Genomic DNA, 13,971 nt, shown 5'->3' on the forward strand with positions numbered 1-13,971 from the left:
ATAGATATGCGTCGGTCTGTGTAGTCTGCATCCGGGCTATTTTATTAGCATAGTTTTCTGGAACCGTCGCTGATTACTACGTCGTACACTTTCGGTTTACGTCCGTATTTAGCTTGGTATGCGGCAGTTGCTTCGGTTATGAAGGCATCGTATTTATCGTCTTTTACCAGGTTGATTGTACAGCCTCCGAATCCGCCGCCCATCACGCGTGAACCGGTAACACCGCATTGCTTGGCTATGTCGTTCAGGAAGTCCAGTTCTTCACAGCTTACTTCATACAACTTGCTCATGCCGTAGTGTGTTTCGTACATTTTCTGTCCTACCGTTTCGTAATCGCCTTTTTCCAGAGCATCGCAAACGTCTAATACGCGCTGTATCTCTTCAATTACATATTCGGCACGCATATAATCTTCGGCAGAGATGTCGCCTTTTACTTCTTCCAGCCAGCCCATATTGGCATCACGCAGGAATTCTACATGCGGATGTTTTTTCTGTATGGCGGCAACAGCTCTCTCACATGACTCACGACGTTTGTTATAAGCGGAAGAGGCTAATTCATGCTTAACCACCGAATCCAACAATACCAGCTTGTAGCCTACCGGATTGAATGGGAAATATTGATATTCCAATGAACGGCAATCCAAACGGATCAAACTGCCTGCCTTACCGAATACAGAAGCGAACTGGTCCATGATACCGCAGTTCACACCGCAATAATTATGTTCCGTTGCTTGTCCTATTTTAGCTAATTCGAATTTATCGAGTTTGCAATCGAACATTTCGTTTAAAGCATAAGCGTATGTGCTCTCCAATGCGGCCGAAGAAGACATGCCTGCTCCCAGAGGAACATCGCCTGCAAAGGCTGTATTGAATCCGCCTATCTTACCACCCCGTTTGATTATTTCACGGCATACGCCGAAGATATATCTGGCCCAGCTTGCACGTGGAGCGTCTTCTTCGTTCAATCCGAATTCTACATAATCTTTCAGGTCGATGGAATAGGCGCGAACCTTGTCCGTTCCGTTTATCTTGATTTCGGCAATCATACCTTTGTCTACAGCACCCGGAAATACAAAACCTCCATTGTAGTCGGTATGTTCGCCTATTAAGTTAATACGTCCCGGTGATGCGTATACTGATCCTGTTGTTCCGTCAAAATGTTTGATGAAACGACTTCTTACAAATTCTATATCCATGTTATTCATGTTTTTATAAAGTTAAATTCAATATCGTTAAATGAAGAAGATTAGTTAAGTTTCATAATCAGATGCCTTAACTAATCTTCTTTTCAATATCCGTTTTTAATAAATGATTATTCTACCGGAATATCTTTATTTACGTTCTTACTACCTATTAACGCATAGTACAGGATATAAGCAAGACCCAGGATAATTACCCAGAAACTTCCTATAAAGCCGCAACCGTCTGCTACAGCGCCCTGAATCAAAGGCAGGATACCGCCACCGCAAACCATTACCATGAAGATACCGGAAGCAGCTGCCGTATATTTACCCAAACCTTCTACTGCAAGGTTAAAGATACCTCCCCACATAATAGATGTACACAAACCGCAAAGGGCCATAAACATGATTCCTACCGGAACTTCCACCATACCGAAGGAGATATCCGACAAGAATACCGGCATGCTTACTTTTGTGCTTTCCGGAGAGAAGATGGCTATCAGGATAAATACAATACCTATTGTAGCGGCAGTTATCAACATCGCCTTACTGGATATTTTAGCACCCAGCGATGCACCGGCCAGACGGCCAACCATCATCAAGAACCAATAAGTACCAACCAGTGAACCGGCGATAGTTGCGTCGATGCCGATTTCAGGAGAAGTGGCAAACAGGTTCATAAAATTAGGAATACCAACTTCAACACCTACGTACAGGAAGATGGCTATTGTACCTAAAATGAAGTGACGGAAAGATAGCGCACTGTGTTTGTCTGGTGTCTTAGGTCCTTCGTGAGCTTTCTCCATGTGAGGTTCAGGAATGTCCATAATGAACAATACGATGAATACAACAGCGAAGATACCCATTGCAAGGAACAATGCTGGGTTGGCATTACTGATCTGTGCCTTAGCAGCGTCACCAATCAGGTAACCTACCAATACCGGAACGATTGTTGCACCGATAGAGTTTACAGAACCTGCAACCTGAATCAACTGGTTACCTTTGTTTCCGCCACCGCCTAAAGTATTCAACATCGGGTTTACTACTGTGTTCAACATACACATAGAGAAACCGGATACGAAAGCACCTGTCAGATAAACGGCATAACTTCCCACTACACCCGACAGATAAGAAATAGCTACACCGCAAAAACCTACGATAATAGCCAACAAAGCTGTTTTCTTGTAGCCGATCTTCTGCAACAACAAACCGGCCGGAATACCCATAAAGGCATAAGCAATAAAGTTTGCAGCGTTACCCAACTGTGACATGAAGTTGCTGGCTGCGAATTGATTTTTAACGATAACGCCAAATGGGTTTTGTAAACCTGTTACAAATGATATCATGAAGAACAAAGCCACCATCATGATAATTGGCAACGTGTAATTTTTTTGTTTGGTAGATTCCATTGTTTTTTAATGTTTTTGATTTATTGAATAATAATTTATTTTTCCGTATTGAATTTGTATATCGTGGTACTGTTGAATATCTCGTCCGGACGGAGTAGGGTAGAGGGATACTCCGGTTTGTTCGGACTGTCCGGATAGTGTTGTGTTTCCAGGCATAGTGCGGCACGTTCGGGATAACGCTGTCCGTTTTTCCCTTCAAAGTTTCCGGTCATCCAGTTTCCAGTATACAGCTGAACTCCCGGTTGTGTGGTATATACCTCCATCACGATTCCTGTTTTCGGAGAGACGCAATGTGCGCAAAATGCCAGTTCGTCTCCTTCTTTATTTAATATGTACGTGTGATCGTAGCCTTTTCCGAAGATAAGTTGTTCGAAGTTTTCGTTAATACGTTCGCCAACCTCATGTGGTGTGCGGAAGTCCATCGGAGTTCCTTCCACTTTTTCTTTCGGACCGTATGGAATAGCCGTGTCATCAGTAGGCAGGTAATAATCTGCATTGATAGTCAGTACATGATCTCCTATATAAGGATCACCTGCTCCTGATAAATTGAAATATGAATGATTGGTGAGGTTCAGAACGGTAGGTTTGTCGGTTACGGCATGGTAGGAAATAACTACTTCGTTATCGTCGGTCAGGTGATAGGTTACGGTTGTTTGTAACTCACCCGGGAAACCTTCCTCCCCATCTTCTGAAATGTATTCTAATGTTACTGTTTGCAGGTCTTGTTGAAGAATATCCCATACCTGGGCATTAAAACCTTTTATACCTCCGTGCAGGCTGTTCGGACCGTTATTGATGGCCAGTTTGTCGTAAACAATGCCATCTATAGAGAATTTCCCTTTGGCGATACGATTGCCGTAACGTCCGCAGATAGCGCCGAAATAAGGTTCTTCGGAGGTCAGATAATCATCTATGGATTTATGTCCGGTCACTACATCGGTCAACTTTCCATTTCTGTCCGGAACCATAAGGGAAACGATTTTAGCTCCGTAATTGGTAATGGTCAGCTCTGCCCCGCTTTTATTCGTAAGGATACAAAGCTTTGTATCTTTTCCGTCTATATGTCTGTTGAAGTCAGTGACTTGCAAGCCAGACAACGTGCGTTTGTTTTCCATGTGTATTTGTCAATTATTCAAAATTGAGTGTAAATGTAACTTTCTTCTTTGTATTAGTGTAACATATAAACAATGTTTTAGAGCATGATTTCCGGTTTAAAGGCGATTATTATGAACAAAAGTTTGCTATTTTGCCTTGGTTTAGTGTACTTTTGCTATCCGGAATGATATTTATATATTTTATGTCAAAAATAATAATTTAAGTGATTATGGAAAAATCAAACTCTACTCCAAAAGGGTATGTTTTCCCTTTGGTTGTAATCGGCATCTTGTTCTTCATGATAGGATTTGCCCTTGGTATTAACGGCCTTATTGTACCTTTCCTGCGTACGGCGCTCGATCTGACTACGGCGGAATCTTACCTGGTACTTGCTGCCACATTTTCAACATTTGTAATTTTCGGTTATCCTTCCGGTCTCGTTATTAAAGCGATAGGGTATAAGAAAACAATGATTTTATCTTTCTTTTTCTTTGCAATCGGATTATACCTGTTTATTCCGTCTGCCCAGAATCACAGTTTTGCCATGTTCCTGCTGGCTTCCTTTATCAGTGGTATCGGCAATACCATGTTGCAGGCTGCCGTAAATCCGTATATTACGATTTTAGGACCGTTGGAAAGCGCTGCCACCCGTATGAGTATGATGGGAATCGCTAATAAAGCGGCTTGGGCTATTGCTCCTATATTTTTAGGCATATTTTTGAACCTGAGTGATGTACAGCTTGGCGATATGACACTTCCTTTCTATATGATTTCCGGTATTTTTGTTTTACTCGGGATCGTGGTTGCATTTGTCCCGCTGCCGGAAGTGAAGGCAGAAGGCGAAGACGAATCGGATGCGGAAGCTGTTGCTTCGTCTTATGCTGCAAATAAAACAAGTATCTGGCAGTTCCCTCACCTGATTTTGGGTCTGATTACCTTATTATTCTATGTCGGTGTCGAAACACTGGCGATGGCAAGTATTGTAGACTATGCCAAATGGATCGGATTGGATAATCCGCAAACCTATACATCTTATACGGTAATCGGTATGGTAATCGGTTATCTGGTGGGAGTATTCTTTATACCTAAATATCTTTCTCAGGAGAGAGCCATGTTTATTTGCGCTATTATCGGTTTGGTCAGTTCCTTGCTGGTCGTTTTAACTCCGGTAACCGTTTCTATCTGGTTCGTAGCCGTGTTAGGTTTGGCAAACTCATTAATGTGGCCGGCTTTATGGCCGATGGCAATGAAAGACCTTGGTAAATTTACCAAAACAGGCTCTTCCTTGTTGGTTATGGCTATTGTGGGTGGAGCTATTTTCCCGCTATTGTTCGGATGGCTTGCCGACGAGTTTGGCAATTTGCAACAGGCTTATTGGATTTGTTTCCCCACTTACCTGCTCATATTCTATTATGCGATAGCAGGTCATAAAATACGCATTCGATAAAAAAGCAAGGTATAGCGTTCTTTTTATCCTAAGTATTAAGAACCGCTACAGAATATTGAATAATAATAAAGAAAGGCTGCCGGAACGACTAAAAACAGTTTCCGGCAGCCTTTCTTTTGAAAACTAACTGTGATAGACAGTTGTTATTCTTTCCGGAAAGTTACATATTTGTGTAATCTATAATTAATAACGTGGATCAGTGGTTAAAGAAGTTAAGAAGCTAAGAAGTTACTGATTCATATAAAACTCATTACTGTTTTATGAATATTGAATGTAAAACGGCAAAGAGTTCTTATGCTAAGAATTTTTTGCAGTACATGGATTATGTGGTTCACAACAAACGTTATGCGGGAAAAGAAGGAACAGCCCGTTTATATGAAGCAACCCGTAACCGGTTCGCTTTATTTTGTCAGAACCGTTCTGTTTCTCTGAAAGGAATCAATGCCCAAGTAGTTAATTCCTTTGAAATGTATCTTCAATCCAATCACTTGAGTGTAAACTCCGTTACGAATTACATGAGCGTGTTTCGTTCCATGTATAATTGCGCTGTAACGGAATCATTGGTTCATCCGGCAACGAATCCGTTTCAGCAACTTAAATTGCGTCCGGTATCTACACATAAAAGAGCCGTTACGATGGATGTGATAATGGATATCGTACGTCTCGATTTAAAAAGTTCGAAGCCACTTTCTTTTGCCCGCGATTTATTTTTGTTTTCTTTTATGGCATGTGGTATGACCTTTGTCGATATGTCTCATCTTACGAAAGGGAATATTGTTAACAACACCATTATCTACCGTCGTGTTAAAACGAAAACGGAAATACGTGTAAGCATAACAACAGGTATGCGTCGTCTTATTGATAAGTATAAAGACATGGATGATACTTATCTTTTCCCTATATTGAAGAAGGATTGCACGTACACACAGTATAAAGTAGCGCTGCGTACCTATAATCGCCGTTTGGAACGCATAGCTTCCATGTTGCCTTATGAAATAAAACTGACCTCTTACGTAGCCCGTCACTCATGGGCAATGAGAGCTAAAGAAAATAATTTGTCGGTAACAATGATTGGAGAAGCTTTGGGACACACGTCGGAAAAAACTACGCGTTTCTATTTAAGCAGCCTGGATCAATCCATATTGGATAAAGCGAATAAAAAGATCGTATCTGTGTTGGATAAGTGGATAATAAAGCCCTCTTGGGGTGATTGACCCTTATTTACGGAATAAGGGTCATTCTTTGAATGATTATGAAAATCATAAAAAATTCGGTGTTGGAAATACCCTATAAAATTTCCGTAAATGTATTATTTTGCAAAGTAAAAGAATAAAATTGACAAAAACGAACCAAAAGAATGTTTTGTGATTGAAACATCATAATTTTTATGATGTTTCACAAAAATAGACGTAAAAATAAAGGATTTTTAGTCAAATTTGAACAGTAAAGCAAAAATCAACCTTGCCAATCTTCCAAAATTAACAATCGTTAGTAAATGAGAAATTTGTGAGTTCTTTCGTTTTCGAGAGAAAGCGAAGAAGTATTGCCATTATTTTCGTATTGTAACTATTGTTTTATCAGAAATGTTATTTAGTCTCAGCGGTCCTTTAAGTATGTTGCAAATAGCAATACTTAGAACGGTTGTTTTTCAAATAATCTTTTCTCTTTTACCTTCTTTTTTATTTTAGAAAACTGATAAACAATCTTTTATAACACAATGACCCTTATTCCGTAAATAAGGGTCATTTTTATTAGGTAAAATTTCACTGTCATCTCTATGGGACTGACGAACATTGTTATATAATAACTTAAACAAAGAAACATATGTTAACTCTTTGCTTGTTAAACTTTTGCAGTATTTTTTTCGCCTTTTCCGATAAAGATCTCAAATGTCTGCTCTCCAACTTGTTTTGTTTTTCCCTTTCATTTTTTTTCGCCTTATATATTCTACCTCGAATATTATTGATTTCCAAAAAGAAACATTTATATGATATACCTGATGAACGGAAAGTCCATTCCGGTTCAGTTCCCCGTTTGGGCGGTTTGGTTTTTGTTCCTGCCATATTGTGTACGTTACCATTGGTAATTGCATTATGCAGTTTACTCAGTTTTCCGTTGAATATTGCTCAGGTGGATCGTATGGTTTTGGAAATCTGCTTTTTAGTGTGTGGCGTTTGCTTTTTATATCTGGTCGGAGCTAAAGACGATTTAGTGGGTGTACGTTACAGGAAGAAATTTTTGGCCCAGTTTATGGTTGCTTCTCTGGTACCCCTATCCGGCATTTATATTAATGACCTATATGGCTTATTCGGTATTTATTCGTTGCCGGCGTGGATAGGTATGCCCTTAACCGTTGTAGTGGTAGTATATATCACAAATGCGGTCAATCTGATAGACGGCATAGACGGCTTGGCAGCAGGAGGCTGTTCTCTTTCTTTTCTAACCTTCGGTATTTTATTTATGATTCGTGGATATAGCATATATGCCATGCTTTCTTTTTCATTGCTGGGTAGTATTTTATCATTTACATATTACAATATATTCGGTTCTGCCGAAAAAGGAACAAAAATGTTTATGGGAGATTCCGGATCGTTAACTTTGGGCTATTTTCTGGCATTTCTAACAATTAAATATACAATGTATATGCCGGAATATTATTTGCCTTATGATATAAGTTCCATTATTATTCCGGTTTCCGTGCTCTTTGTACCGTGTATCGATGCTTTTCGCGTAATGCTGGTTAGGGCTTATTATCATCATCCGCTATTTCTGGCGGACCGAAATCATATTCATCATAAATGTTTGGAGGCCGGATTAACACATTTGCAATCAACCTGTTTAATATTATTATATTCAATTGTTTTAATATTAATGAATGTATGTATGGCTAACTTATTAGATATAAATATTATTGTAATTCTGGATATTTTGAGTCTTGTGTTGTTGGTAGGATGGTTGGATATGAATAAAAAGATATGATTGGAAAAATTAAAAAAATTGTAAGAAGATTGCTGGCGCAATCTTTAATTCTTACCGGTAAGAAAGTCGATTTTATGATAATCGGAACAATGAAAGGTGGGACAACTTCATTGTTTGATTTTTTGTTCAGACATCCCCAATGTGTCGGACATACGAATAAAGAACCTAATTATTTTTATTACCATGATGAGAATAATAAAAAGTATAAAGAATATTTATTGCACTTTTTATCTAGGTGTAAAATAATGCATATATATAATAGTTTATTTTTTGAGGGATCCACGATTTATTCATATTACGATCATATTCCGGCCCGTCTTTATAAATATAGCCCGAAAATGAAATTGATTTTTATGGTTCGTAATCCTATAGATCGTGCGTTTTCCCATTATAATATGGATAGGCAATGTGTTCATGGAACAGAACCTTGGGAAATAAAGGGACTTTATAATAGGGTAGAATGGGAGTCGTATTCAGATAAACAAAAACAACAGGAAATAGATATACTTGAAGATGTGGAAGGATATCCGTTTTCTTATTTCGCATTACGAGAAATGGGAGAGATAAACAATACAGGCTCTGTCCAATCTTCGGCTTTCCCTTATCCGTCGTATTTAAGACGGGGTATTTATTCCGCCCAGTTAAAGAATTATTATAAATATTTTAAACCGGAACAAATATTGATTATTGAAAGCCGTGAATTGAAAAATAATAAAATTGAAACTTTACGGAAAGTCGAAACTTTTTTGGGCATAAAGCATATTGATTGGCTATTGCTTGATTTGCAGGATAAACATATCCGTGCATACGATGTAGAAATGCCCGAAGATGTTCGTTCGCGTTTATCCGAATTTTATGCACCCTATAATGAAGATTTTTATCAAATGATCGGTAAAAGATTTGATTGGGAATGATACGTTTACTCGTTTTTTTGGCTTTATTCGTAACTATACCTCATATAAATAGTGCTTATTTTGAGCTTCCGGATTTTATTTCATACGGAAGTTTTCTAGGAATAGCTATTTTCTTTATTTTACAAGGAAAAGGGCTAAAGATCACTGGATTGTTTTTGCCGTTTTTACTGGCTATTCCGATATCTTTATTGGTGAACGATATCCCTTCTGTTTTTCGTGCTCCGGCAAGAGCTATTGCCTTTCTGGCAATTATGATGGCTATCGGTCCGTTTATCTATAACGATCTTTTTTTACGATTCCGCAAAGAATTATTTACCTATACTCTTTTGATGATAAGATGGATTGTTTTAGTGTCTTTTGTGGGGCATTTGCTGAAATGGGATTCATTTGCTAATGAGCGAGGTTTTTGTGGATTGACCTATATCTCTATGCTTTTAGGCCCTCTGGCCGGAATTGCGGTTTTGAACTATTTATATTGGATATATATGTCAACGGATAAACGAGACTATCTTTTAAATGGCATAAAGATGTTAGTTTCTTTTTTAGTATTGATACTTGCCAGTTCCCGTGCTGCGATAGGTGCATGTTTGTTAGGGATTGCCTTTTTTATGCTTACTGTTTATCGATCTAATTTGTTCCGTATAATGAAGGTGGTGGTGATAGGGCTTTTGCTGGCTGTTTCTACCATATCTATTTGGTGGCCCTATACCGGACAAATACGGGAAAAAATGAAACATGGCGAAAAAGAGGGTAGTTCTACTGCCAGCCGTGACGCTTTATGGGCCGACCGTGCTAATGAGTTTTATCACTATCCGGCATTTGGGGTTGGTTTTGCCAGTTATAACCTAGACCTTATAGAGGATCAGAGTTTTAGTAAACAAGACGGTGACGGTGTTATAGAGCCGGGAAGCAGTTGGCTCTTTCTGCTATCTTCTATGGGATTGATGGGCTTTTTTTCTTTTTTGATCCCGTCATCTTATATGCTTTACCGGGCCTTTATATTGAATAAAGAGAGAATCCGGAATGCTTTTCTAGGTTCGGTTCTGCTTATGCTTATGGTGCACATGCTTTTCGAAGGCTATGTGGTTGCCTCCGGAGCATATCTCTGTTATTTCCTATGGCTTTTTTTATCAGAATGCTACTTGTGTTTAGTTAATTCAAATAGAGTAAATTATGAAATTAATACCGAAGCCGGTAGCTTGCCTTTATAAAATATTGCCGGGCCGTTATCGGAGGAAATTGCTGGCTGTAGGAGCTAGTGTGTTTGCCTCTGCTGTGGTAGATTTAATAGGAATAGGAGTTCTTTTACCGATTCTATTACTTGTTTTGAGTGAAGACAATATGTCGCAAAATAAATATCTCTCTTTATTTTATGAATGGGGAGGGTTTGAAAGCAACCGGTCATTTATCTGTTTTATCAGCATTTTTATTTTTCTGATTTCCGCAGGGAAGCTTTTATTCACTACCTATATGCAATATGCCCAGAATAAACGGCTATTCGAACTTTCCAGTTATTTGTCGCTTCATTTATACCGGTATTATTACGCAAAGGGATTTCTATTTATAAAACAAAACAACAGCCATACTTTAATTAATAAGGTAAATAGCGTTGCCAGTAATTTAATTCAAGGCTATTTTATTCCATTTTCATCTTTAATTTGCGAAATGGTGGTAATTATATCTATTCTGGCAGGAATAATCCTTTTTAACATATACGTTTTTTTATTGGTTATATTAACCTTTGTACCAGTATCGATGCTCTATTACCGGTTTTCACGTGCCCGGATCAGGCAGTATGGCAGGCGGTTGTTTGAACTGGCTCCTCTAAGGGGAAAATTGCTGCAACAAACTTTTGTCGGATATAGCGATATGGAAATGAGCAATTCCTTTTCGCTTAGTCTCGATAAATTTCAGAGCCTATTGCGTGAACAAAATTCACTTTCCATACGGAATACAATTCTCAATAGTTCGTTGCAACGGGTACTCGAGCTTGCGGTTATTTGTTCGGTTATCGTATTGATCATCGCTACGCAATTATTTCAACTGCCCTCCTTAGGTATTATTATTGGTTTGTTTGCTATTGCCATATACCGTGTATTGCCCGGTATCGTAAAGAGTACAGGATATATTTTTACAATGCGCGGCAATTCATTTGCATTAGATTTGTTAGATGATCTGAAAAAAGAAGAAATAGATAATTCTTTACCTGATGAGCAAAAAGAAATTCAGTTCAACCGGACGGTTTGTTTTGATAAAGTCTCATTCTCTTATAAAGAAAATGTACCGGTTCTTAACAACTTATTTTTAGAAATAAAAAAAGGCGATTTTATAGGTATAAAAGGAGAATCAGGTTCTGGCAAGTCAACCTTGTTCCATCTATTCTTGGGCTTTTTAAGGCCGGATTCAGGTATCATTTATGTGGATGGACAGCCTTTATCTCCGGATAAAATGGTTTCCTGGCATCGGAAAATAGGATATGTTTCCCAACAATTGTTTATGATAGAGGGCACTTTGGCCGATAATATCGTTATGGGACAAGGAACTCCGGATAGAAAACGTATTTTGGAAGTCTTAAAACTGGCTTCTTTGGATAAGTTTATTAATACGCTTTCCGACGGGATAGATACTTTTGTCGGTGAGGGAGGATGCCTTCTTTCCGGCGGGCAACGCCAGCGTTTGGGGATTGCCCGTGCATTATATAAAGATGTTGAAATACTTCTTTTCGACGAGGCTACTTCTTCGTTGGACGAAGCTACCGAAAAAGCAATTAACCAGGCAATTATTCACTTATCGGAGCAATGCCGGAGCTTAACGTTACTGGTTATTTCCCACCGTCAGGAATCATTGGCTATTTGCCGGAAGATTGTAGATATAGAATCGTTGCAAAATTGATAAAAAATATCTGTTATGATTGAATTTGGTTATGATGAAAAAACAGAAGCAAAACAGGAACTGATAACTGTTATTGTTCCGGTTTATAATCGTTCTTATTGCCTTCATACCTGTTTGGATTCCATTAAGAACCAATCTTATCCGAATTGGGAATGCGTCGTGATTGACGACGGTTCAACAGACAGCACGTGGGATATCTGTGAAAAATATGTCCGAAACGACTGTCGTTTCAGAGCATACCATCAGGAAAATAAAGGAGTATCCGTAGCCAGAAATAACGGCATTAAGAATGCAAAGGGAACATATATTTGTTTTGTAGACAGTGATGATTATCTCCGGGATAATTGTTTGGAGAGATTGGCATATCATACCTCAAAAGGGATGTTAGCCATGGGAGGAATGCGTGTGAAGGAAGAAGGAAAAGCGGATGTTTTATTTACTTTCCCCGAAATGTGCATATCGTTACATAGCCTCTATGAAGACGAAATTATTTCTTTGCAAGGCACTATGCCATTATATAGCCCTTGTGCGAAACTTTTTGACCGGATTGTAATTGAACATAACCAATTGTATTTTCCGGAAGACATTCATAGTGGAGAAGATATAATTTTTATTTACCGTTATCTACGATTTGTTGAAAAAATATATATAATTCCCGATGATTTGTATATTGTAGTAAAGACAAAAAATTCTTTAAGTACGGCTGCTCCCGATAATTATTTGGAAATACGCCATGCCATATTAAATAGTATAATAGCTTTCTGCATATATAAAGGCCTTTGGAATAAAAAAATGAAGAACTGTATAGGGAATATGTATCTTTATGCAGCTAATTTTTATTTATATGATTGCTATTTGTCAAATAATACTCATTCCTTGATAGAAAAATATAAATTATTCGCCCAAAAAGTTGATGAAATAGATCCTTCCTATCTGCAAGGTTGCCTTACTCATAAATGGCATGTGTTTTTCTTAAAGATGAGTAATCCTCTTATTTTATGGCTGATTATATATACTAAACATATATGGAGAAACAAGTGCTAATAACAATCATTGTTCCGGTTTATAATAAATTACTTTTCTTACAGGACTGCCTAGATAGTCTATTAAGGCAAACATATGGCAATTATGAAATAATATTAATAGATGATGGCTCTACCGATAACAGTGGTACAATTTGTGATCGGTATGCTGATATAGATAAGCGTATCCGCGTATATCATATACCGAATCAAGGTGTTTCTGTTGCCAGAAATAAAGGGCTTGATGAAGCAAAAGGAGAATACGTATGCTTTGTTGATGCTGACGATTGGGTTCGGCCTGATTGGTTGGATGTTTATATCAGAGAGATAAAATACTTTCCGTACGATTTGATATATACGGAAATGCAAAGAGAAAAGGAAGGTGTAAAACCTTACAAGATATCATTACCTAATTTTTCTGCGAAATGTATAGATGATGTTGTAACAGGGCTAATCGTTTTATTTCGTAATAAAGAATTTGGTTTTATGTGTAATAAGTGTTTTAAAAAGTCATTGATAGATATAGGCAATGTGCGTTTTTCTGTAGGAACCAAATTGCATGAGGATGCTTTGTTTACCAGTGACTATTGTAAATATATAAATTCATTATGTATACGTCCGGAGGCTACCTATCATTACCGGATAACTGATGATTCTATTTCTGTAAAACTGATAAATCACTGGTCTTTTGAAGAAGATATTGAAATCTGGTTTATGGTAAGTCAACAACTATTACAACTTCACGGACGATTAGAAATACAGCAAAGAAAAAAGATTTACGCATTATGTGCCGATCTAGTTATAAACTGTTTTTTGGATGCTTATAATAATATGTACGGTCCGGTTTCTCGGAAAAACCGGATTAAATATTTGCGATTGCTGCATATTTATTGGGGATATACTATTATTGTAAATCGTGATTTCAAACTTTTTTCCAGACTAATATCAAGTATAATAAATTTGAAAAGAGTATGGTTGTCGGATTTCTTGTTAATGCTTGTTTATAGAATACGTAATTTTTTTCGTGGTTGA

General features: G+C 37.9%; 11 protein-coding genes. 8 read left to right on the plus strand and 3 right to left on the minus strand.

Annotated features, from left to right (window positions below):
* Window positions 1–44: 44 nt before the first annotated feature.
* The 3 genes from galK to C1721_RS12285 form a co-directional block, all read right to left on the minus strand.
* Window positions 45–1,196, minus strand: a complete 1,152-nt coding sequence (gene galK / locus C1721_RS12275; protein ID WP_102409443.1) for a galactokinase — start codon at window positions 1,194–1,196, stop codon at window positions 45–47.
* A 116-nt stretch (window positions 1,197–1,312) separates the two neighbouring features.
* A complete protein-coding gene (locus C1721_RS12280; protein ID WP_102408542.1) occupies window positions 1,313–2,590 on the minus strand; it encodes an MFS transporter in 1,278 nt (425 codons plus the stop codon).
* Window positions 2,591–2,625: 35 nt separating this feature from the next.
* Window positions 2,626–3,705 carry an aldose epimerase family protein gene (locus C1721_RS12285; RefSeq protein ID WP_102408543.1) on the minus strand — a complete coding sequence of 360 codons (1,080 nt, stop codon included), beginning with the start codon at window positions 3,703–3,705 and terminating at the stop codon, window positions 2,626–2,628.
* 209 nt (window positions 3,706–3,914) lie between these two features.
* Between C1721_RS12285 and gluP the strand changes: the two genes are divergently transcribed.
* The 8 genes from gluP to C1721_RS12325 all read left to right on the plus strand — a co-directional run bounded on the left by gluP (window position 3,915) and on the right by C1721_RS12325 (window position 13,971).
* A complete protein-coding gene (gene gluP / locus C1721_RS12290; protein ID WP_102408544.1) occupies window positions 3,915–5,132 on the plus strand; it encodes a glucose/galactose MFS transporter in 1,218 nt (405 codons plus the stop codon).
* A 260-nt stretch (window positions 5,133–5,392) separates the two neighbouring features.
* Window positions 5,393–6,346, plus strand: coding sequence for a tyrosine-type recombinase/integrase (locus tag C1721_RS12295; RefSeq protein WP_102408545.1), 954 nt, complete (start codon window positions 5,393–5,395; stop codon window positions 6,344–6,346).
* Window positions 6,347–7,094: 748 nt separating this feature from the next.
* Window positions 7,095–8,111: an MraY family glycosyltransferase gene (locus C1721_RS12300; protein ID WP_234347440.1), complete on the plus strand. Its 1,017-nt coding sequence runs from the start codon at window positions 7,095–7,097 to the stop codon at window positions 8,109–8,111.
* Window positions 8,112–8,185: 74 nt separating this feature from the next.
* Window positions 8,186–9,025 (plus strand): sulfotransferase domain-containing protein, encoded by an 840-nt coding sequence (locus C1721_RS12305; RefSeq protein WP_262497565.1) that lies wholly within the window; start codon window positions 8,186–8,188, stop codon window positions 9,023–9,025.
* On the plus strand, window positions 9,022–10,236 hold the full coding sequence (locus C1721_RS12310; protein ID WP_102408548.1) for an O-antigen ligase family protein: 1,215 nt from the start codon (window positions 9,022–9,024) through the stop codon (window positions 10,234–10,236). The genes C1721_RS12305 and C1721_RS12310 overlap by 4 nt, the downstream gene beginning before the upstream one ends.
* A complete protein-coding gene (locus C1721_RS12315; protein WP_234347443.1) occupies window positions 10,199–11,917 on the plus strand; it encodes an ABC transporter ATP-binding protein in 1,719 nt (572 codons plus the stop codon). Before C1721_RS12310 ends, C1721_RS12315 begins: the two co-directional genes overlap by 38 nt.
* A 15-nt stretch (window positions 11,918–11,932) precedes the next feature.
* A complete protein-coding gene (locus C1721_RS12320; protein ID WP_102408550.1) occupies window positions 11,933–12,961 on the plus strand; it encodes a glycosyltransferase family 2 protein in 1,029 nt (342 codons plus the stop codon).
* Window positions 12,943–13,971: a glycosyltransferase family 2 protein gene (locus C1721_RS12325; protein ID WP_102408551.1), complete on the plus strand. Its 1,029-nt coding sequence runs from the start codon at window positions 12,943–12,945 to the stop codon at window positions 13,969–13,971. The genes C1721_RS12320 and C1721_RS12325 overlap by 19 nt, the downstream gene beginning before the upstream one ends.

This window comes from Parabacteroides bouchesdurhonensis, assembly GCF_900186615.1.
GTDB classification, from domain to species: domain Bacteria; phylum Bacteroidota; class Bacteroidia; order Bacteroidales; family Tannerellaceae; genus Parabacteroides; species Parabacteroides bouchesdurhonensis.